23 protein-coding genes are annotated in these 18205 nt (G+C 74.6%); 9 read left to right on the top strand and 14 right to left on the bottom strand.

Features of this window, described 5'->3' with window-relative positions:
- Positions 1 to 37: 37 nt before the first annotated feature.
- The 6 genes from F1641_RS10180 to F1641_RS10155 form a co-directional block, all read right to left on the bottom strand.
- On the bottom strand, positions 38 to 679 hold the full coding sequence (locus F1641_RS10180) for a response regulator transcription factor (RefSeq protein WP_194905234.1): 642 nt from the start codon (positions 677 to 679) through the stop codon (positions 38 to 40).
- Positions 676 to 1929 (bottom strand): histidine kinase, encoded by a 1254-nt coding sequence (locus F1641_RS23180; RefSeq protein WP_194905232.1) that lies wholly within the window; start codon positions 1927 to 1929, stop codon positions 676 to 678. The genes F1641_RS10180 and F1641_RS23180 overlap by 4 nt, the downstream gene beginning before the upstream one ends.
- On the bottom strand, positions 1926 to 2801 hold the full coding sequence (locus tag F1641_RS10170; protein WP_194905230.1) for an ABC transporter permease: 876 nt from the start codon (positions 2799 to 2801) through the stop codon (positions 1926 to 1928). Before F1641_RS10170 ends, F1641_RS23180 begins: the two co-directional genes overlap by 4 nt.
- Positions 2798 to 3661 (bottom strand): ABC transporter ATP-binding protein, encoded by an 864-nt coding sequence (locus F1641_RS10165; protein ID WP_194905228.1) that lies wholly within the window; start codon positions 3659 to 3661, stop codon positions 2798 to 2800. The genes F1641_RS10170 and F1641_RS10165 overlap by 4 nt, the downstream gene beginning before the upstream one ends.
- 80 nt (positions 3662 to 3741) lie before the next feature.
- Positions 3742 to 3966 (bottom strand): DUF167 domain-containing protein, encoded by a 225-nt coding sequence (locus tag F1641_RS10160; RefSeq protein WP_194905226.1) that lies wholly within the window; start codon positions 3964 to 3966, stop codon positions 3742 to 3744.
- 7 nt (positions 3967 to 3973) lie between these two features.
- Entirely contained in the window at positions 3974 to 4345 is a 372-nt protein-coding gene (locus F1641_RS10155; RefSeq protein WP_206690992.1) for a DUF3817 domain-containing protein, read from the bottom strand.
- A gap of 89 nt (positions 4346 to 4434) precedes the next feature.
- Between F1641_RS10155 and F1641_RS10150 the strand changes: the two genes are divergently transcribed.
- On the top strand, positions 4435 to 4668 hold the full coding sequence (locus F1641_RS10150; protein ID WP_194905224.1) for a DUF3046 domain-containing protein: 234 nt from the start codon (positions 4435 to 4437) through the stop codon (positions 4666 to 4668).
- A 170-nt stretch (positions 4669 to 4838) separates the two neighbouring features.
- Here F1641_RS10150 and F1641_RS10145 read toward each other — a convergent pair whose 3' ends face one another.
- On the bottom strand, positions 4839 to 5684 hold the full coding sequence (locus F1641_RS10145) for a bifunctional 2-polyprenyl-6-hydroxyphenol methylase/3-demethylubiquinol 3-O-methyltransferase UbiG (protein ID WP_194905223.1): 846 nt from the start codon (positions 5682 to 5684) through the stop codon (positions 4839 to 4841).
- A gap of 29 nt (positions 5685 to 5713) precedes the next feature.
- A complete protein-coding gene (locus F1641_RS10140) occupies positions 5714 to 5884 on the bottom strand; it encodes a hypothetical protein (RefSeq protein WP_194906035.1) in 171 nt (56 codons plus the stop codon).
- A gap of 94 nt (positions 5885 to 5978) precedes the next feature.
- On the opposite strand from F1641_RS10140, the gene F1641_RS10135 reads away from it, so the two are divergent.
- The 3 genes from F1641_RS10135 (at position 5979) to F1641_RS10125 (ending at position 8180) form a co-directional block, all read left to right on the top strand.
- On the top strand, positions 5979 to 6938 hold the full coding sequence (locus tag F1641_RS10135) for a GlxA family transcriptional regulator (RefSeq protein WP_219729535.1): 960 nt from the start codon (positions 5979 to 5981) through the stop codon (positions 6936 to 6938).
- A 70-nt stretch (positions 6939 to 7008) separates the two neighbouring features.
- Positions 7009 to 7440 (top strand): hypothetical protein, encoded by a 432-nt coding sequence (locus F1641_RS10130; protein WP_194905219.1) that lies wholly within the window; start codon positions 7009 to 7011, stop codon positions 7438 to 7440.
- A gap of 35 nt (positions 7441 to 7475) precedes the next feature.
- On the top strand, positions 7476 to 8180 hold the full coding sequence (locus tag F1641_RS10125) for a serine protease (protein WP_206690991.1): 705 nt from the start codon (positions 7476 to 7478) through the stop codon (positions 8178 to 8180).
- Here the strand turns inward: F1641_RS10125 and F1641_RS10120 are convergent.
- Positions 8081 to 9178: a DMT family transporter gene (locus F1641_RS10120; RefSeq protein ID WP_194905217.1), complete on the bottom strand. Its 1098-nt coding sequence runs from the start codon at positions 9176 to 9178 to the stop codon at positions 8081 to 8083. The two genes, F1641_RS10125 and F1641_RS10120, sit on opposite strands and share 100 nt — an antisense overlap.
- Positions 9179 to 9243: 65 nt before the next feature.
- Between F1641_RS10120 and F1641_RS10115 the strand changes: the two genes are divergently transcribed.
- The 4 genes from F1641_RS10115 (at position 9244) to F1641_RS10100 (ending at position 12411) form a co-directional block, all read left to right on the top strand.
- A complete protein-coding gene (locus F1641_RS10115; protein ID WP_194905873.1) occupies positions 9244 to 9798 on the top strand; it encodes a CGNR zinc finger domain-containing protein in 555 nt (184 codons plus the stop codon).
- Positions 9799 to 9990: 192 nt separating this feature from the next.
- The gene (gene recA / locus F1641_RS10110; RefSeq protein ID WP_194905215.1) at positions 9991 to 11064 is read left to right on the top strand and encodes a recombinase RecA; all 1074 of its coding nucleotides are present in this window, start codon (positions 9991 to 9993) and stop codon (positions 11062 to 11064) included.
- A gap of 233 nt (positions 11065 to 11297) precedes the next feature.
- Positions 11298 to 11780 (top strand): regulatory protein RecX, encoded by a 483-nt coding sequence (locus F1641_RS10105; protein ID WP_309225543.1) that lies wholly within the window; start codon positions 11298 to 11300, stop codon positions 11778 to 11780.
- A gap of 1 nt (position 11781) precedes the next feature.
- Positions 11782 to 12411 (top strand): DNA-3-methyladenine glycosylase I, encoded by a 630-nt coding sequence (locus F1641_RS10100; RefSeq protein ID WP_194905212.1) that lies wholly within the window; start codon positions 11782 to 11784, stop codon positions 12409 to 12411.
- Here F1641_RS10100 and F1641_RS10095 read toward each other — a convergent pair.
- The 5 genes from F1641_RS10095 to F1641_RS10075 all read right to left on the bottom strand — a co-directional run bounded on the left by F1641_RS10095 (position 12398) and on the right by F1641_RS10075 (position 16526).
- A complete protein-coding gene (locus F1641_RS10095) occupies positions 12398 to 13270 on the bottom strand; it encodes an amino acid ABC transporter permease (RefSeq protein WP_194905210.1) in 873 nt (290 codons plus the stop codon). The two genes, F1641_RS10100 and F1641_RS10095, sit on opposite strands and share 14 nt — an antisense overlap.
- The gene (locus F1641_RS10090) at positions 13267 to 13917 is read right to left on the bottom strand and encodes an amino acid ABC transporter permease (RefSeq protein ID WP_194905208.1); all 651 of its coding nucleotides are present in this window, start codon (positions 13915 to 13917) and stop codon (positions 13267 to 13269) included. The genes F1641_RS10095 and F1641_RS10090 overlap by 4 nt, the downstream gene beginning before the upstream one ends.
- Positions 13918 to 13920: 3 nt before the next feature.
- Positions 13921 to 14838, bottom strand: coding sequence for a glutamate ABC transporter substrate-binding protein (locus F1641_RS10085; protein WP_194905206.1), 918 nt, complete (start codon positions 14836 to 14838; stop codon positions 13921 to 13923).
- Positions 14839 to 14851: 13 nt separating this feature from the next.
- Positions 14852 to 15607: an amino acid ABC transporter ATP-binding protein gene (locus F1641_RS10080; RefSeq protein WP_194905204.1), complete on the bottom strand. Its 756-nt coding sequence runs from the start codon at positions 15605 to 15607 to the stop codon at positions 14852 to 14854.
- Positions 15608 to 15698: 91 nt separating this feature from the next.
- A complete protein-coding gene (locus F1641_RS10075) occupies positions 15699 to 16526 on the bottom strand; it encodes a DUF2071 domain-containing protein (protein WP_309225542.1) in 828 nt (275 codons plus the stop codon).
- Positions 16527 to 16545: 19 nt separating this feature from the next.
- On the opposite strand from F1641_RS10075, the gene miaB reads away from it, so the two are divergent.
- Positions 16546 to 18135 (top strand): tRNA (N6-isopentenyl adenosine(37)-C2)-methylthiotransferase MiaB, encoded by a 1590-nt coding sequence (gene miaB / locus F1641_RS10070; RefSeq protein WP_309225541.1) that lies wholly within the window; start codon positions 16546 to 16548, stop codon positions 18133 to 18135.
- Positions 18136 to 18205: the final 70 nt, after the last annotated feature.

Here is an 18205-nt window from a genome sequence, read left to right as displayed (position 1 = left end):
CGCGGATCCGCATGATCGTCACGGGAGGGGGTGGGGGTCAGGTGGGCGGGGGGAGCAGGCCACGGGACATGGCCACCGTCACCGCGGCGGTCCTGTCGTCGACGCCGAGCTTGGTGAACACCCGGAGCAGGTGGCTCTTCACGGTGGCCTCGCCGATGAACAGCTCCGCGGCGATCCCCGGGTTGCTCAGCCCCCGCGCCACGCACGCCAGCACCTCGGTCTCCCGGGCCGTCAGGCGCTCCGCGGCGGGCTCGCGCATCCGGGTCAGCAGCTTGGCCGCGACCGGCGGGGCCAGCACCGTCTCGCCGCGGGCCGCGCGGCGCACCGCGTCGGTGAGGACGGCGCGGGGGGCGTCCTTCAGCAGGTAGCCGGTGGCCCCCGCCTCGACGGCGCGCAGGATGTCGGCGTCGGTGTCGTAGGTGGTCAGCACGAGCACCCTCGCGCCCGGGTGCGCCGCCTTGAGGCGGGTGGTCGCGGCCACGCCGTCGACCCCGGGCATGCGCAGGTCCATGAGGACGACGTCGGGGCGGTGCTCCTCGAACGCCGCGAGCGCGCCCGCGCCGTCGTCGACCTCCGCGACGACCTCGAGGTCGGCCTCGGCGGAGAGCAGGGCCACGATGCCGGCGCGGACGACGGGGTGGTCGTCGACGACGACCAGGCGGAGGCTCGTGGCGGTCATGCGGGGACTCTGACGCGCAGCACGCACCCGGTGCCACCCGCCCTCTCGCTGAGGACCGCCGAGCCGCCCACCTGAGCGGCCCGCGCGGCCATCGCCGCCAGCCCGTACCCGGCCCGCGGGCCGGTCAGCGCGGCAGCGCCCTCGGGGCCCAGGCCGGCGCCGTCGTCGTCCAGGACCACCTCGACGCCCTCGACGTCGACGGCGAGGGTCAGCACCACCCGGGTGGCGCCGCCGTGGCGGCGGGCGTTGGCGAGGCCCTCCTGCGCCGCCCTCAGCAGCACCACCTCCGCCTCGGGGCGCAGCGGCGGCAGCGACGCGGGCAGGTCCAGCTCGACGGCCAGCCCGTCCTGGGCGGTCGTGCGCGCCGCGAGGCGCTCCAGCGCGCTGAGGAGGCGGTGGTCCGAGGACGACTGCGCCAGGTCGGGAGGGGTGTGGGCGGCGACGATGGCGCGGGCCTCGGCGAGGTTGGCCCGCGCGGTGGCCTCGATGAGGTCGAGGCGCTCGCGGGTCTGCCCGTCCTGAGCGGCCTGCGCCAGCGCGACGATGCTGAGGAACCCCTGCGCCAGGGTGTCGTGGATCTCCCCGGCCATCCGCTCGCGCTCGGCCAGCACCCCGCGGGCGTGCTCGGCGGTGGCGAGCTCGGCCCTGGCGGCGGTCAGCTGCGCCAGCAGGGCCGCGCGCGACTCGCTCTCGTGGACCAGTCCGGTGATCCAGAGCCCGAGCACGATCGCGGCCGCGGACTGCAGGAAGGCCGTCACCACCGCGTCGGTGACCGAGCCCGGCGCCCAGCCCGACTGCGCGACCTGCACCACGGCGAGCGCCGCGGGCACCGCGACGACGACGGCGACCGCGGGGCCCCGGCGCTCGACCATCGCCCAGGCCTGGGGGAACAGCACGAACAGCGGGGCCAGCGCCACGCCGGGGCTGAGCGCCAGCGACAGCACGGCCAGGCACACCCCGACCCCGCCGGTGTAGCCGGCGTACCGCACCAGGGAGCTGCGGGTGGGGGGCTCCTCCCCGGTCTCGGCGAGCAGCCGCGCCCCCAGCCCGGCGTAGAGCCCGGCGGCGGCGGCCAGCGCCGCGACGCCCACGAGGCGGTCGGCCAGCGGCGCCTGCGCCAGCGCCAGGACCGCCACCGCGGTGACGCCCAGGACGCCGTACCAGGCGGCGTGCCAGCCGACCCGGCTCCGCTCCCAGAAGCCCGACGGCGCCGCGGCCCCCGCGGCCGGCCCGGCGGCGTGTCCGGTCACCGGTCGCCGCGCCGGCGCCAGCGGAAGGTGGTCCGGCACAGCAGCAGCCCCACCACGGTCCACCCCGCCAGGACCAGCGCGATGAGGCCGAGCTGCCACTCGCCGGCGGGCTCGGCGGCAGCCATCGACTCCGGCAGCAGCGCCGCCCGGAACCCCTCGGCCATCCACTTCAGCGGGAAGACGGCGGCCACGTCCTGCATCCACCCGGGCAGCTGGCTGTAGACGAAGAAGACCCCCGAGATGAACTGCAGGACCAGGACGACGGGCGCCGTCACCGCGCTCGCGGACCGCCCGGTGCGGGGGACGCTCGAGTAGGCGATGCCCAGCAGGGTCCCGGCGGCGGCGCCGAGCACGGTCACCCACGCGAGGGTCCACCACTGCTGGGGCCCGGCGGGCAGGTCGACGTCGAACAGCAGGTGCGCGGCGGTCAGCAGCACCGCCATCTGCACCGCACCCGTGACGACGACGAGCCCGACCTTGCCGAGGAAGTACGCCGCCGGCGGCACCGGCGTGCCCTCGAGGCGCTTGAGCAGGCCGTCATCGCGCTCCACCGCGATGGAGATCGCGAGGCTCTGGAAGCTCACGAGCAGCACGCCCGAGGCCGCCATCCCGGCGGTGAAGTACTGCGTGAAGCTCACGCCGGGCGCCACGTCGCCCGAGAACACCGACCCGAAGATGAACAGGAAGATGATCGGGAAGAAGACGTTGAAGATCAGCGCGTCCCACGACCGCGACAGCTCCTTGAGCTCCACGGCGGTGCGCGCCAGCGAGGTGCGCAGCAGGAACGCGGGGGAGCGGAACGCCGCCGGCTCGGCGGGCTGCCGGGTGCGGGCCGCGCGCGCCGTCGCCGAGGGGGGCGTGGTGGTGCTCATCGGGAGGCCTCCTGCGAGGTGGTGGAGGAGAGCAGGGACAGGTAGGCGTCCTCCAGCGTCGGGCGGTGGACGCTGAGGCCGTCCAGCTCGCCGACCTGGGCGTGCAGGCGCGCCACCAGCGCCGCCGGCTGCGGGGTCAGCTCGGTGCGCCAGCCCCCCGCGTCGCGCCAGCGGACCGTGGCGGGCGCGGTGTCGCGGCCGCCGAGGTCGGCGGGGGTGCCGGTGGCCACGATCCGGCCCCCGTCGATGACGGCCAGAGCGTCGGCCAGCACCTCCACCTCGTCGAGGTAGTGGGTGGTCAGCAGGATCGTGGTGCCGTCGGCCGCGAGCAGCTGGACGAGCGCCCAGAACTCGCGGCGCGCCTCCGGGTCGAAGCCGGTGGTGGGCTCGTCGAGGAACAGCAGCTCGGGGTCGCCGACGATGCCCAGCGCCACGTCGAGGCGCCGGCGTCGTCCTCCGGACAGGGCGCTGGCGCGGGTCCTCGCGTCGTCGGCGAGGCCGACCTGCTCGATGACGGCCTCAGGGCGGCGCGGGTGCGGGTAGAACGTCGCGAACTGGCGGACCACCTCGGTGACGGTGAGGTCCGACAGGTCGCGCGTCGACTGGGCGACGATGCCGAGGCGGCTCCGCCACACCGGGGTCGGGCGGCCCGGGTCGGCTCCCAGCACGCTGACCTCGCCGGATGTGCGGGCGCGGTACCCCTCGAGCACCTCGACGGTGGTCGACTTGCCCGCCCCGTTGGGACCCAGCAGCGCGAACACCTGCCCGGGGGCGACGTCGAAGGAGACGCCGTCGACGGCGCGCTCGGCGCCGTAGTGCTTGTGCAGGTCCGTGACCCGCACCGCTGGCTCGCTGCTCATGGGACGAGCCTGCCCGCTGCGGGGCGGCGGGCGTCAGGGGCTGCCGGTGGGTCTGCGCCTCCACCGACCGGTGGAGGGCCTCACACGTCGACGTCGACCTGCTTGGTGCGCGAGGTGTGGCCCCGGACGACGGCGACCCGGCTCGGCGCGACCCCGAAGTGCTCCGCCAGGGCCCTCACCAGCCCGGTGTTCGCGGCCCCGTCGACGGCGCGCTCGCGGACGTGGACGACCAGCACGCCGTCGTCGTCGGTCTCCACCAGCGGCCCGCGCCGGCTGCCCGGCCTCACCCTGACGACGACGCGCACGCCGTGGTCAGGCGGGGACGGTCTCGCGGACGCGGCTGCGGGTGGGGGTGAGGCGCCCGGTGCGGGCGGCCCAGACCTCGAAGACCACGGTGAACAGCGGCGGGACGCTGCAGGCCAGCGCCAGGAGCCCCGTGGCCCAGTGCCACCGCAGCACCCGCCACGCGACCACGGCGAGGACGAGGTAGGCCACGAACACCGCACCGTGGATGGGCCCGAAGACCTTCACGCCGACCTCGGTGGCGCTGGCGGCGTCGGGCACGTACTTGAAGTACATGCCGGTCAGCAGCCCCACCCAGGTGAAGGCCTCGACGACAGCGACGGCGGTGAAGACCCGCAGGACCAGTCGCTGGCGGCTCGTCAGGTCGTTCGCGGTGGGCACGTCGTCGATCACACCACGCCGGCGCCGCGCCGGACGACGCCCGCCGGGCCGGCGTGGCGAGCCTCACGCGTCGGCGCGAGGATCGACGGGTGCGTCACAGCGAGTTCTGGCAGCTGGCCGAGGAGGTCTTCGGGCCCGAGTACGCCCGGTCGCTGGCCTCCGACATCGTGCTGAGCCGGCTGGGCGGGCGCACCCCCGTGCAGGGCCTCGACGCCGGGATCCCGCCCCGCGACGTGTGGGAGGCCCTGTGCGACGCGCAGGACGTGCCGCCAGAGCGCCGCTGGATCGACACCCGTGAGGCCAACCGCCGCCCGCGCCGCTGACGAGGTGGCCGATCGCCCGTGATCATGGGCGCTGGCCACCTCGTCCAGGTGTGAGTGGGTGGTCCGGTGCACGCTGGGTGCGATGGTGCCCGGGTGGAGGGCTCGCACCCGGGCACCAGGTCACCCAACGGGCAGCAGCCCACCCGGTCAGGGGTGGCCAGGCGCCCCCGTCAGGCGGGCTTGCGCGCCTGCAGGGTGAAGCTCAGGGGGATGCGGTCGGCGGCGTCGCCGGGCAGGGCCCACTCGCCGCCCGGCACCTCGACCATGTGCCCCACCGCCTGCCACGGGATGCTGCGGTGCTCCTCCAGGCCCGTCACCTGCAGCCCGGCGGTGAGCACGGCGGTGACCAGCTCGCCCAGGCCGTGGTTCCACTCGGCGCTGCGGGTGTGGGTGAAGACGTGGTCGGTCTCCACGTACGTGCCCGGCTCGTCGAAGACGGTCGGCTCGGGGCGCTCGAACCACGGGAAGGCGAGCACCAGCTCGCCGTCGGTCCGGTCGTGGTCGAGGGCGAGCAGCGCCGGGTGGCCGTCGCGCACGAGCAGCCGGCCGCCGGGTGCGAGCAGGTCGGCCACGAGCTGCGCCCAGTCGGCGATGCGGGGCAGCCAGCACAGCGCGCCGATGCCCGTGTAGACGAGGTCGTACCGGCCGGCGCCCACGGCGGCCAGCACCGCGGCGCCGTCGCTGACGTCCGCCTGGTGGTAGTCGACCCCCGTCCCGGCCCTCGACGCCAGCGAGCGCGCCTGCTCCAGGACGCTGGGGGAGAAGTCGACCCCGGTCATCCGCGCGCCGAGCCGCGCCAGCGACAGGGTGTCCGTGCCGAGGTGGCACTGCAGGTGGACGCCGCGGACGCCGGTGAGGTCGCCGAGCCGCGGCGCGTCGAACGCCACGACGTCGGAGACCTTCGCCGGGTCGGCGGTGTACTGCTCCAGCTGGTAGCCGGTGCCCGGGGCGGAGTGCGCGACGGCGCGCTCGTCCCAGTTGGCGAGGTTCAGGTCCACGGCCGCGCGCTCGTCCACGGGGGCATCCCACCGCACCACGGGGTCGGTCAGCGACCGGTTTCGCCGTAGGGCCGCGACGGGAGGCGGTCGGCGGTCCACTCCGCCCGGGACGACGGCGGCCGGCGGTGGCCGTACCCGTCGCCGCGGACGGCGACCAGGACGAGCGCGACGACGACGAGCACCGGGACGGTGGCGGCCAGGGCCATGACGATCTCCATGGCTCGATGTTGGCGTCCGTCGATGTCGTGCCACCAGTGGCAGGAGTGCCAGTGCCCATCGACTTCCTGCCAGGCCATCTGCCACCCTGGACCGGTGACCATCCGCGACGTCGCCGTCCTCGTCCTGCCCGGGGTCGCCCCCTTCGAGCTGGGCATCGTCTGCGAGCTCTTCGGCCTCGACCGCAGCGACGACGGCCTGCCCGTCTACGACTTCGCCCTGGTCACCGAGCACCCCGGTCTGGTGAGGACCAACCAGGGCTTCTCCGTGCAGGTGGAGCACGGCCTCGAGCGCGCCGCGTCGGCCGACCTGGTGGTGACCACCCCGGTGCCCCGGGGGACGACGGCGAGCCCGGCCGTGGTGGCGTCGCTGCGCGCCGCGCACGAGCGGGGAGCGCAGTTCCTCGGGGCCTGCAGCGGCACCTACGTGCTGGCCGACGCGGGCCTGCTCGACGGGCGCCGCTGCACGACGCACTGGATGTACGTCGACGAGTTCGCTGCCCGGTACCCCTCGGCATCGGTGGACTGCGACGTCCTCTACGTCGAGGACGGGCCGGTCATCTCCAGCGCCGGCTCCGCCGCCGCCATCGACGCCGGGCTGCACCTGCTGCGCCGCGAGCTCGGGGCGGCCGCCGTGGCGAAGATCGCCCGCCGGATGGTCGTGCCGCCGCACCGCGACGGCGGGCAGGCGCAGTACGTCCCCGCGGCCGTCCTCCCGCCGGAGGCGTGCTCCGACGACGACCTCGCCGCTCTGCACGTGTGGGCGCTGGAGCACCTCGCCGAGGACCTCTCCGTGGAGCGCCTCGCGGCGCACGCGCGGATGTCCCCGCGGACCCTGGCCCGGCGGTTCACCGACGCCGCCGGCACCTCCCCGGCCGCGTGGGTGGCCAGGATGCGCCTGCAGCGCGCCCAGGAGCTGCTGGAGACCACCGACCTGCCGGTCGACGAGGTGGCGGCGGCCGTGGGCTGGGGCTCCGGTGCGGTGCTGCGCCACCACTTCACCCGGCTGGGGACGACGCCGCTGGCCTACCGCCGCACCTTCGCCGGGGCCCGCTGACCCCTCGTCACCCCCTCGTCAACCCCGCGAAAGCCCCGCGCGCCGCCGCGCGGCGCGTCACGATGAGGGAGTGCGCGAGGCGGGGGTGGTGGCGGGCGAGCGGCCAGGAGCCGATCTGTCCGCACCGTCGGGCCCGCCGCCCGCCCTGCTGCCCGCGCCGCGGCGCACCCCCGAGGGCGCTGGCGCCGGAGCCGTCCAGCCGGTGCTGCGGCAGCGCCCGCGGCGCCGGTCGCGGAGCACCGCCGCCGTCGTCCTGCTGCTGGTCGCCGCCGTGGTGGCCGCGCTCGCGCTGTCCGCGCACCTGTGGGGCGCCGCCGAGGCGTGGCGGTCCCAGGCCCAGGACGCCGAGGCGCAGCGCGACCGGCTGGCCTCCACCTCCGTCGAGCTGCAGCGGCAGCTCGACGAGGTGCAGGCCGCCCTGGACGCCTCCGACGCGCGCGTCGAGCAGCTGGCCGCCGAGAAGGCCCGCGCCGCCGACCTGCGCGAAGCGAGGTCGCGCTGAGGCGCTGCGCCGTCGTCCTGGGCGTCCTCGTCGGCGTGCTGGGGACGGCGGGCTGCGCCCTGGTGCCGCAGGCTCCCGCCCCCGCCCTCGAGCCCGCTGACGCAGCTCCGGCCGAGCGGGCCGTCGCCGCGGCGGACGGCGCCGCCGCCCAGCGCACCGCCGTCCGGGCCTCGGTGCGGGTGCGCAGCATCGGCTGCGACGCCGTCGAGACGGGCTCGGGCTTCGCGCTCGACGAGCACACGCTGGTCACCAACGCGCACGTCGTGGCGGGGGCGGAGCGGCTGCAGGTCGACACCTGGGACGGTCACCAGCTGGCGGTCACCGGCTCGGTGGCGGCGACGGTCGCGGACCTCGCCGTCGTCAGGACCCGCGAGGAGCTGCCGACCGCCGTCCCGCTGGCGGGCGCCGACCCGGGCCCGGGCGAGGCCGTCACGGTGGTCGGCTACCCCCGCGGCGAGGCCCTCGCCCGCGCGGCCGGCTCGGTGACGGGGCTCGTCGACGACCCGCTCGGCACCAGCAGCGCGCGGTCGCTCCAGGTGGAGGCCCAGGTGGCGCCGGGGAGCTCGGGCAGCGCCGTCGTCGACGGCAGCGGTGCGGTGGTCGGCGTGGTCTACGCCGGGGCGACCACCGGGGAGCACGCCTACGCGGTGCCGGTCTCCGTGCTGCGCGAGGTGCTGGACGCCTCCGACGCGGCCCCCGCCTCGGCCTCCGCCGCCTCGGCGACGACCCCCGCCTGCTGAGCGGCGCCCTGGCCGTCGCTGCGGACGACGACGATGCCGGCCAGCACCACGGCTCCGCCCACGAGCTGCAGCGGGCTGAGCTGCTGCCCGAGGGCCACCCAGGCCCAGGCCGCGGCAAACAGCACCTCGGTCAGGGCCACGAACGAGGCCGGGGCGGCCGACAGGTGGCGGGCCGCGGCGATGCCGGAGCCGTACGCCAGGGCGGTGGCGATGAGCACGAGGCCGACGAGGGCGACCCACCACGGCACGCGGCCGCCGAGCAGGTCGACGTCGCCGCTGCTCACTCGCATGGGGAGCAGGCCGGTGGCGCCGGCCAGGCCGAGGACGGCGGCGCCGACGAGCATGCCCACCCAGGCCAGGGCGAGCGCGGGGACGCCGGCGTCGGGCCGGGCCGCGAGGAGGAAGTAGACCGCCAGGCAGACCCCGGCCACGCCCGCCCACACCAGGCCGACCCCGCCCGCGCCGCCCGCGGTGCCCCCGACGCCGAGCACGAGGGCCAGCCCGCCGAGCGCCGCCGCGCCGCCGAGGGCGGTCCGCAGCCGCGGCCGCTGGCCGCCGACGGTCCACGACCAGGCCACGACCAGCAGCACGCCCGCGTACTCCACGAGCAGGGCGAGCGAGACGGGCACGGTCTGCACGGCGGCGAAGAAGCCGAGCTGGCAGCCGGCCATGGCGAAGAGCCCGAACGCGAGGCAGGTCCACCGGGCGCGCCAGAGCGAGGCCCAGCGCCCGCGCAGCGCGACGACGGCGAAGGGGGCGAGCACCAGCGACGCCCCGAGCATCCGCAGCAGGACGGCGGCGCCGGGCGACCACCCCGCGTGCAGCAGGGAGTTGGCGAAGATGCCGGACAGGCCGAAGGCGCTGGCGGAGACGAGGGCCAGCACGAGCCCGCGGGTGGGGGAGGCGGCGGGCAGCGCGGCGCCGGGGGCGGGGTCGGACCTGCGACCCTGCCGGGGGACGGAGACCGTCGTCACGCGCTCGCCGGTGCTGGCCGACATGACCGAAACCTCCTACGCTGATGACATGTGCCGGGACAGTATCCACCGCCGTGAAAGGAGTCAAGGTGCTCTTCGCTCATGACACCGAGCGCGAGCTGACCGCGCTCGTCGCGATGGTCAACACGCTCGGCCACGTCTCCGGCGAGGAGGGGCTGCCCGACGTCGCCGCGCTCGACGCCTTCTGCGAGGAGCACCGCTGGAGCGGGCGGCGCGACCACGACGCTGCGGAGCTCGACGCGGTGCGGGCGCTGCGCCCGCGCCTGCTGGCCCTGTGGGACCTGGCGCTGGCCGGCGACGACGAGGGCGTGGTCTCGCTGGTCAACGCGCTGCTCAGCGAGGCGCGCGCGCTGCCCCAGCTGGTGCGCCACGACGGGTGGGACTGGCACCTGCACGCCACCCCCTCCGACGCCCCGCTGGACCAGCGGATGGCGGTGGAGGCGGGGATGGCGCTGGTCGACGTGGTGCGCCGCGGCGAGCTCGGCAGGCTGAAGCGCTGCGCGGGCGAGGACTGCACCGACGTGTACGTCGACCTGTCCAAGAACCGGTCGCGGCGCTTCTGCGACGGCTCGTGCGGCAACCGCGCCGCCGTCGCCGCCTACCGGGCGCGGCAGCGCGGCTGAGGTCGAACGCGCGTTCGGTCCGGGTGGTCCGCGCGCGGTAGGGTGGGGCCCTCGAGGGTGATCGGGAGGGGCGTCCGTCCACAGGGCGCGGGCTCGCGGCACCGGACTGTCAGTGGTGGCGCCTAGCGTCGTCCACGAACGCACCGCAGCAGCGCCCGGCCCGCCGGGTGCCCGTCGACAGGGGTTGATCCCGTGGCCGCCGCGCCCACCAAGACCGTTGACCGCAGCAACGACAAGTCGAAGTCGCTCGAGTTCGCCCTCGCGCAGATCGACAAGCAGTTCGGCAAGAACACCGTGATGCGCCTCGGCGACGAGGTCCGCGAGCCGATGAAGTTCATCCCCACCGGCTCCACGGCGCTCGACGTCGCTCTCGGCATCGGGGGCCTGCCCCGCGGCCGCGTGGTCGAGATCTACGGCCCGGAGTCCAGCGGAAAGACCACCGTCGCGCTCCACGCCGTGGCCAGCGCCCAGAAGGCCGGCGGCATCGCCGCCTTCATCGACGCCGAGCACGCGCTCGACCCGGAGTACGCCAAGAAGCTCGGCGTCGACACCGACGCCCTGCTCGTCTCCCAGCCCGACACCGGTGAGCAGGCCCTCGAGATCGCCGACATGCTCGTCCGCTCCGGTGCCCTCGACATCCTCGTCATCGACTCCGTGGCGGCCCTGGTGCCCCGCGCCGAGATCGAGGGCGAGATGGGTGACAGCCACGTCGGCCTCCAGGCCCGCCTCATGTCGCAGGCCCTGCGCAAGATGACCGGTGCGCTGAACTCCGCGGGCACCACCGCCATCTTCATCAACCAGCTGCGCGAGAAGATCGGCGTGATGTTCGGCTCGCCGGAGACCACGACCGGTGGAAAGGCGCTGAAGTTCTACGCGTCCGTCCGCCTCGACGTGCGCCGCATCGAGACCCTGAAGGACGGCAACGAGCCCGTCGGCAACCGCACCCGCGTGAAGGTCGTCAAGAACAAGGTCTCGCCCCCGTTCAAGCAGGCCGAGTTCGACATCCTCTACGGGGTCGGCATCTCCCGCGAGGGTGGCCTGATCGACATGGGCGTGGAGCACGGCTTCATCCGCAAGTCCGGCGCCTGGTACACCTACGAGGGCGACCAGCTCGGGCAGGGCAAGGAGAACGCCCGCACCTTCCTGCGCGACAACCCCGACCTCGGTGACGAGATCGAGCGCAAGATCAAGGAGAAGCTGGGCATCGGCCAGCCCGCGGTCGCCGACACCGTCGAGCTGCCCGCCGAGGCCAAGGTCGACTTCTGACCGACCAGCCGTACGGGCGGTCGGACGGGCAGGAGCACGGCGAGCGCGAGCAGCGCCGGGGCCGCGGTCGTCGCGGTCCCGGCCGCTCGGGCGGCGCTGAGCACGGTCCCCGCGATGGTCGGGACGGCCGCACCGACCGCCCCGTCCGCACCGACCGCCCCGACCGGCCCGCTGGTGGTGAGCGGTCCGCGTCCGCGGTCGACCGCGACCCCGCCGCGACCGCCCGCGACGTCGTGCTCCGCCAGCTGACGGCTGCGCCCCGCAGCCGCGCCCAGCTGGAGAAGAAGCTCGCCGAGAAGGGCGTGCCGGACGAGACCGCCGGTCAGGTGCTCGACAGGTTCACCGAGGTGGGGCTCGTCGACGACGCCGCCTACGCCGAGGTGCTCGTCCGCTCCCAGCAGCTCACCCGGGGGCTCGGGCGGCGGGGCCTGGCCCACGAGCTGCGTTCCAAGGGCGTCGACGACGCGACCGCGGCTGCCGCCCTGGAGCAGGTCGACGACGAGAGCGAGGAGGCCGCGGCCCGGGCGCTGATCGAGCGCAAGCTGCGCTCGATGGGGTCGCTGGAGCCGGTGGTCCAGACGCGGCGCCTGGCGGGGATGCTGGCCCGCAAGGGCTACCCGCAGGGCCTGACCATGCGCGTGGTCCGCGAGGCCGTCCGGGCCCAGCAGCACCAGGACGCGCCGGACGACGACGAGGACTTCGAGGCGGAGGACTGACGTGGACGTGGTCATCGGCGCCGACGGCCGTCCGCGCTGCGCGTGGGGTGGCTCCACGCCCGACTACGCGGCGTACCACGACACCGAGTGGGGCTTCCCGGTCGTCGACGACCGCCGCCTCTTCGAGAAGGTCTGCCTGGAGGGCTTCCAGTCCGGCCTGAGCTGGCTCACCATCCTGCGCAAGCGCCCGGCCTTCCGAGAGGCCTTCGCCGGCTTCGACCACGAGGTGGTCGCCGGGTTCGACGAGCGCGACGTCGAGCGCCTGCTCGGTGACGCCGGCATCGTCCGGCACCGCGGCAAGATCGAGGCGGCGATCAACAACGCTGCCCGCGCCGTCGAGCTGGTCGCCGAGCACGGCAGCATCGCCGCCTACGCCTGGAGCTGGGAGCCCGCCGGTGAGGAGCAGCGCCCGTTCGAGGTGCGCTCGACCTCACCGGAGTCGGTGGCGATGAGCAAGGACCTCAAGCGCCGCGGCTGGAGGTTCGTCGGGCCGACGACCGCCTACGCGTTCCAGCAGGCCATGGGCCTGGTCAACGACCACGCCCCGGGCTGCGCGGCGCGCGAGGAGGTCGCCCTCGCGCGCCGCGAGCTCGTCAGGCCCGTCGTGACACCCGTCGTCACACCCGGGTGACGGCCTCCTCGGCCGGGGCCACCGCCCCCGCCGTCGAGGGGCGGGCCCGGGAGAGCCTGCGCTCGGTCCACACCGCCGCCCGGTCGAGCAGCACGCACAGGACGATGTAGATCACCGCGATGAGCACGAACGCCTGGAGGGAGTTGTCCAGCACCAGCCGCAGGCGGTTGGCCGCGTACAGCAGGTCCTGGACGTCGTTGAAGACGATCGAGGCCAGGGCGGTGTCCTTGAGCACCACCACCAGCTGGCTGATGACCGCCGGCAGCATCGCCCGCAGGGCCTGCGGCAGCTGGATCGAGCGCATGACCTGACCGGGGGTGAGACCGATGGCGAGCCCCGCCTCGGCCTGCCCCTTCGGGAGCGCGACCACGCCGGCCCGGACGATCTCGGCGATGATGACGCTGTTGTAGGCGGTGAGCCCCAGCACGAGCGCCCAGAACGTCGAGATGCCGCTGTCGACCAGCCGCAGCACCTCACCGGCCAGGAAGATCGTCACCACCACGGGCAGACCGCGGAAGAGCTCCACCGCGGCCACCAGCGGCAGTCGAGCCGTGCGCCCCAGCGACAGGCGCACCGCCGCGACGGTCACGCCCAGCACCAGGGAGGCCGCAGCCGCCACCACGAAGGCGCGCAACGTCACCCCTAGCCCGCTGCCGATGATGTCCCACACCGGCCCGAACTCCTCGGCGCTCGGGTCGAGCATCGGTGCCCACAGGTCGAGGTCCAGCTGGCCCGTCGAGGCGAGGCGCTGCACCACTGCGGCCAGGAGCGCCAGGACGGCGACCACCGTGACGGCGGTGGCGATGCGGGTGCGCCGCCTCGCCCGCGGGCCCGGCTCGTCGAAGAGCACCCCGCTCACCGGGCCACCGCCAGCCGCTTCTCGGTGGCCGCGAGCAGCGCGCCGGCGGGCAGCGTCACCAGCAGGAAGAAGGCGGCGACGCCGAGGAGGATCGGCAGGCGCTCGTACCCCTGCGCGCTGGAGAGGCGCGCGTACACGCTGAACAGCTCTCCACCGACACCGATGGCGCCGACCACCGCGGAGTTCTTGACCATGGCGATCTGCACGTTCCCGAGCGGTGGCACCACCGACCGGACGGCCTGCGGCAGCACGACCTGGCCGAGCGTCTGCGAGAACGTGAGTCCGATGGCCCGTGCCGCCTCCGCCTGGCCGGGAGCCACGGCGTTGATGCCCGAGCGGATCGCCTCGCACACGAAGGCGGCGGTGTAGACGACCAGGCCGCTCACGCCGAAGACGTAGAACGACGCGTTGACCTGCAGTGCCGGGATGCCGAAGGCGAACAGGAACAGCAGCGCCGTCAGCGGGGTGTTGCGCACCACCGCCACGTAGACCGTGCCGACGGCCCGCAGCGCCGGCACGGGACTGACGCGGAAGACCGCCAGCACCGTGCCGAGCACCATCGAGCCGACGAACGCCCAGACGGCGATGCCGAGCGAGCGCAGGAACCCGGACCAGAAGAGGTCGAGGTTGTCGAGGACGGGCTCCATGCGTCAGACGCAGGGGTCCGCGGTCGGCAGCGTCGGCACCTCGGTGCCCTCGTACTCCCCGGCGGTCGAGGTCCAGGCCTCCTCGTAGGAGCCGTCCTCGCTCATGGTCTGCAGCGCGCCGTTGACGAACTCGCAGAACGCCGTGTCGCCCTTGGTGATGCCGATGCCGTAGGGCTCCTCGGTGAACTGCTCGCCGACCAGCTTGAACTCGCCCTCGTTCTCGGCGACGTACCCGGTCAGGATGACGTTGTCGGTGGTCAGCGCCTGCACCTGGCCGTTCTTCATGGCCGTGACGCAGTCGTCGTAGACCTCGAAGAGCACCAGCTGGTCGGGGGAGGCCAGGTACTCGCGGATGTTCTCCGACGGGGTGGAGCCGTTGACCGAGCAGATCTTGAGGTCGGGGTTGGCGCGCAGGTCGTCGGGGCCCGTGAGGCGGTCCTCGTTGGCGCCGACCATGATCTGCTGGCCGGCCACGTAGTAAGGGCCGGCGAAGGTGATGCGCTCCTTGCGGGTGTCGTTGATCGTGTAGGTGGCGATCACCATGTCGACCGACCCCTGTGTGATGAGGTCCTCGCGCTGGGCCGACGGCGCCTCGACCCAGGTGATGTCGTCCTCGGAGAGGCCGAGCTGGGCGGCGATGCCCTTGCCGACCTCCACGTCGAAGCCCTCGGGCTCGTCGGTGAGGCCGACCAGGCCGAAGCCGGGCTGGTCGAACTTGGTGCCGATGGTGATGGCGCCGGCCTGGGACAGCTCGGCCATCGTCGTGCCGGCCTCGAACGAGGCGCTCTCGACGGGCTCGGGGGCGTCACCGGCGTCGGAGGAGCCGCCGCCGCAGGCGGTCAGGAGCAGCAGCGAGGCGGCGGCCGCAGCGGTGAGGCCGAGGGTGCGGGTGCGGCGGTGGGTGCGGGTGGAACGGGTCACGGGGTCCTCCGGGTCAGTGGGTGAGGAGCTTGGACAGGAAGTCCTGGGCGCGCCGGCTGGTGGGCGCGGTGAAGAAGGCCTCGGGCTCGGCGACCTCGGCGACCTCGCCGTCGGCCATGAACACGACCCGGTCAGCGGCCCGGCGGGCGAAGCCCATCTCGTGGGTGACCACGACCATCGTCATGCCGTCCTTGGCCAGCCCGGTCATGACGTCGAGGACCTCGTTGATCATCTCGGGGTCGAGCGCCGAGGTCGGCTCGTCGAAGAGCATGACCTTGGGGTCCATCGCGAGGGCGCGGGCGATGGCCACGCGCTGCTGCTGCCCGCCGGAGAGCTGGGCGGGCAGCTTCTCGGCCTGGGAGCCGACACCGACCCTGTCGAGCAGCTCGCGCGCCCGCTGCTCGGCCTTCGCGCGGGGCTGCCTGCGCACCTTGACCGGCCCGAGGGTGACGTTCTCCAGCACGGTCTTGTGCGCGAAGAGGTTGAACGACTGGAAGACCATCCCGACGTCGGCCCGCAGGCGGGCGAGGTCGCGCCCCTCGGCGGGCAGCGGCTGCCCGTCGATCTCGATCGTGCCCTCGTCGACGGTCTCGAGCCGGTTCAGCGTCCGGCACAGCGTCGACTTGCCCGAGCCCGACGGACCGATGACGACGACGACCTCGCCGCGGTGCACGGTCAGGTCGACGCCCTTGAGGGCGGTGTGGTCGCCGAAGCGCTTCACCACGCCCCGGGCGACGACGAGCGGCTGCTCCGCCGCGGTGGTTCCCATGGCCGGGGAACCTAGCCCGAGGTCAAGAGATGGTCATGGAACCTTCATGGTCGAGTAAACATCGTGACGCGGATGTGACCTGATCGAGCCCCTAGCGGGGTGTTCGCGCGTCACCGGGCAGGCCGAAGCGGGTGACCACGCCGGAGGAGACGAGCACCGAGTCCGGGGCCCGGTCCGCCAGCTCGGGGAAGCCGACGTCGGCCAGCAGCGAGTCCTCGAAGCCGACGACGCTCGCGCGCCGCAGCGGCCACGGCCCGTGCTCGTTGGGCACGTACCAGGTGCGCCCCACGTGCTGCTGGTGCAGCCCCCACCGGGCGGTCAGCCAGCGGGGCAGGCCCGCGTCGTCGGCTGCCTCCTCGGCGGGCAGGTCGTCACCGAGGGCCAGCTCGAGCCGCTGGTGCACGCGCGACCGCCGCCCCCGCCCCCTCAGGGCGTACGCCAGCCGGGGGCCGGCCCCGACGTCGTCCCCCTCCCCGCCGCCGGACCAGCGGCGGTCGAAGGCCATCCGCGACCACCGGTAGGGCAGCCCGAAGGCGGCCTGCGCCCCGGCCACGACCACCAGCCGCGAGCACTCCAGGGTCACGAAGACGATGCCGCGGCGCCCGGTCTCGTCGACGGAGTACAGCCGCACGTTGGTCTCCAGGAAGGTGCCCGCCCACGGCACGGCCGGGCCCACCGACCGCGGGCCCAGCCCCGCCCCGACCATGCGGAACGGCACCAGGCCCACCCACGTCGCGTCCGGCGATGACGGGTGCACGTCGGGCCGGACCCCCGGCGGCATCCACCGCGCCACGCGCTCGGGCGGCACCGCCCAGTGGAGGAAGGCGGCGTCCTGCCAGGCCTGCTCCATCATCACGGGGCCGGTCAGGTCGGGGGCCGCGCTGACCGCCTCCGGCGGATGCGTCGGGGTGCTGCTCACAGCGACCTATCCTCATCGGGTGTCACCGGTAGAGCCCGTCGAGCGCACGTACGCCGTCCGCACCTACGGGTGCCAGATGAACGCCCACGACTCCGAGCGCCTGGCCGGCCTCCTCGAGGGCGCGGGCTACTCCCGCGCCGAGGACGACGCCGCGAAGACGGGGGAGGCGGACGTCGTCGTCCTCAACACCTGTGCGGTCCGCGAGAACGCCGACAACCGGCTCTACGGCAACCTCGGGCACCTGGCCAGCGTGAAGGCGCGCCGCCCGGGCATGCAGATCGCCGTCGGCGGGTGCCTGGCGCAGAAGGACCGCGACGTCATCGTCGCGAAGGCGCCCTGGGTCGACGTCGTCTTCGGCACCCACAACACCCACGCCCTGCCGGCGCTGCTGGAGCGCTCCCGCGTGCAGGCCGAGGCGCAGGTGGAGGTGCTGGAGGAGCTCGAGGTCTTCCCCTCGACGCTGCCGCAGGCCCGCGAGTCGGCGGCCAGCGCGTGGGTGTCGATCAGCGTGGGGTGCAACAACACCTGCACGTTCTGCATCGTGCCGGCGCTGCGCGGCAAGGAGAAGGACCGCCGCCCCGGTGACGTGCTGGCCGAGGTCGAGGCGCTCGTCGCCGACGGCGTGGTCGAGGTGACGCTGCTCGGGCAGAACGTGAACTCGTACGGCACGGGGGTCGGCGGCTTCGGCGACGCGCTCGACGACGCGGCGCGGGGCCGCGGCAACTCGGCGTTCGCCGACCTGCTGCGCGCCGTCGGCCGCGTCGACGGGATCGAGCGGGTCCGCTTCACCAGCCCGCACCCGGCGATGTTCACCGACGACGTCATCACCGCCATGGCCGAGACGCCCACGGTGATGCCGCAGCTGCACATGCCGCTGCAGTCGGGCTCGGACCGGGTGCTGCGCGCGATGCGCCGCTCGTACCGGTCGGAGAAGTTCCTCGGCATCCTCGACCGCGTGCGCGCGCAGATCCCCGACGCGGCGATCTCCACCGACATCATCGTGGGCTTCCCCGGTGAGACCGAGGACGACTTCGCCGAGACGCTCCGCGTGGTCGAGGCGTCGCGCTTCGCCAGCGCGTTCACCTTCCAGTACTCCCAGCGCCCCGGCACACCGGCCGCAACCATGCCCGATCAGCTGCCCAAGGCCGTGGTGCAGGAGCGGTACGAGCGGCTCATCGCGCTGCAGGAGCGGATCGGCGAGTCTGAGGCTGCGCTGCAGGTCGGCCGGACCGTCGAGGTGCTGGTCGGCGAGGCGAAGGGCAAGAAGGACGGCGCCAGCCAGCGCCTCTCGGGCCGCGCCCGCGACAACCGGCTCGTGCACGTGGGGCTGCCCGACGGCGTGGACGACGCCGACCGGCCCCGCCCGGGCGACGTCATCACCGTCGAGGTCACGCAGTCGGCGCCGCACCACCTGGTCGCCGACGTGCCGGCCGGCCAGGCGCTGCGCGTGCGGCGGACCCGCGGCGGCGACGCCTACGACCGCCGCCAGCTGGCCTCGTGCGGCGTCCCCGCCCAGGGCAGCCCCGGGCAGGGGGTGGGTGCCGGTGGCGGCGCCGGTGGTCGCTCGGTCGGCCTGGGCATGCCCACCCTGCGCACCCCCGTCGCCTGACCCCCTCCCCGCGACGATCACTCACCTGAGCGTCAGATCGCCGGTACGAGGGGGGCGGTGGTGGCGCGCA

It is taken from the genome of Quadrisphaera sp. INWT6 (genome assembly GCF_015390235.1).
Lineage (GTDB): Bacteria > Actinomycetota > Actinomycetes > Actinomycetales > Quadrisphaeraceae > Quadrisphaera.
The sequence above is the reverse complement of the archived record's forward strand: the minus strand, read 5'-3'. Positions and strand labels throughout refer to the sequence as shown.

What these genes read in the sequence shown, in the direction of transcription:
- F1641_RS10080 (WP_194905204.1), bottom strand. Translation starts at nt 15,607, where the DNA reads ATGGGAACCACCGCGGCGGAGCAGCCGCTCGTCGTCGCCCGGGGCGTG.
- F1641_RS10140 (WP_194906035.1), bottom strand. Translation starts at nt 5,884, where the DNA reads ATGGAGATCGTCATGGCCCTGGCCGCCACCGTCCCGGTGCTCGTCGTC.
- F1641_RS10180 (WP_194905234.1), bottom strand. Translation starts at nt 679, where the DNA reads ATGACCGCCACGAGCCTCCGCCTGGTCGTCGTCGACGACCACCCCGTC.
- F1641_RS10170 (WP_194905230.1), bottom strand. Translation starts at nt 2,801, where the DNA reads ATGAGCACCACCACGCCCCCCTCGGCGACGGCGCGCGCGGCCCGCACC.
- F1641_RS10090 (WP_194905208.1), bottom strand. Translation starts at nt 13,917, where the DNA reads ATGGAGCCCGTCCTCGACAACCTCGACCTCTTCTGGTCCGGGTTCCTG.
- F1641_RS10120 (WP_194905217.1), bottom strand. Translation starts at nt 9,178, where the DNA reads ATGTCGGCCAGCACCGGCGAGCGCGTGACGACGGTCTCCGTCCCCCGG.
- F1641_RS10165 (WP_194905228.1), bottom strand. Translation starts at nt 3,661, where the DNA reads ATGAGCAGCGAGCCAGCGGTGCGGGTCACGGACCTGCACAAGCACTAC.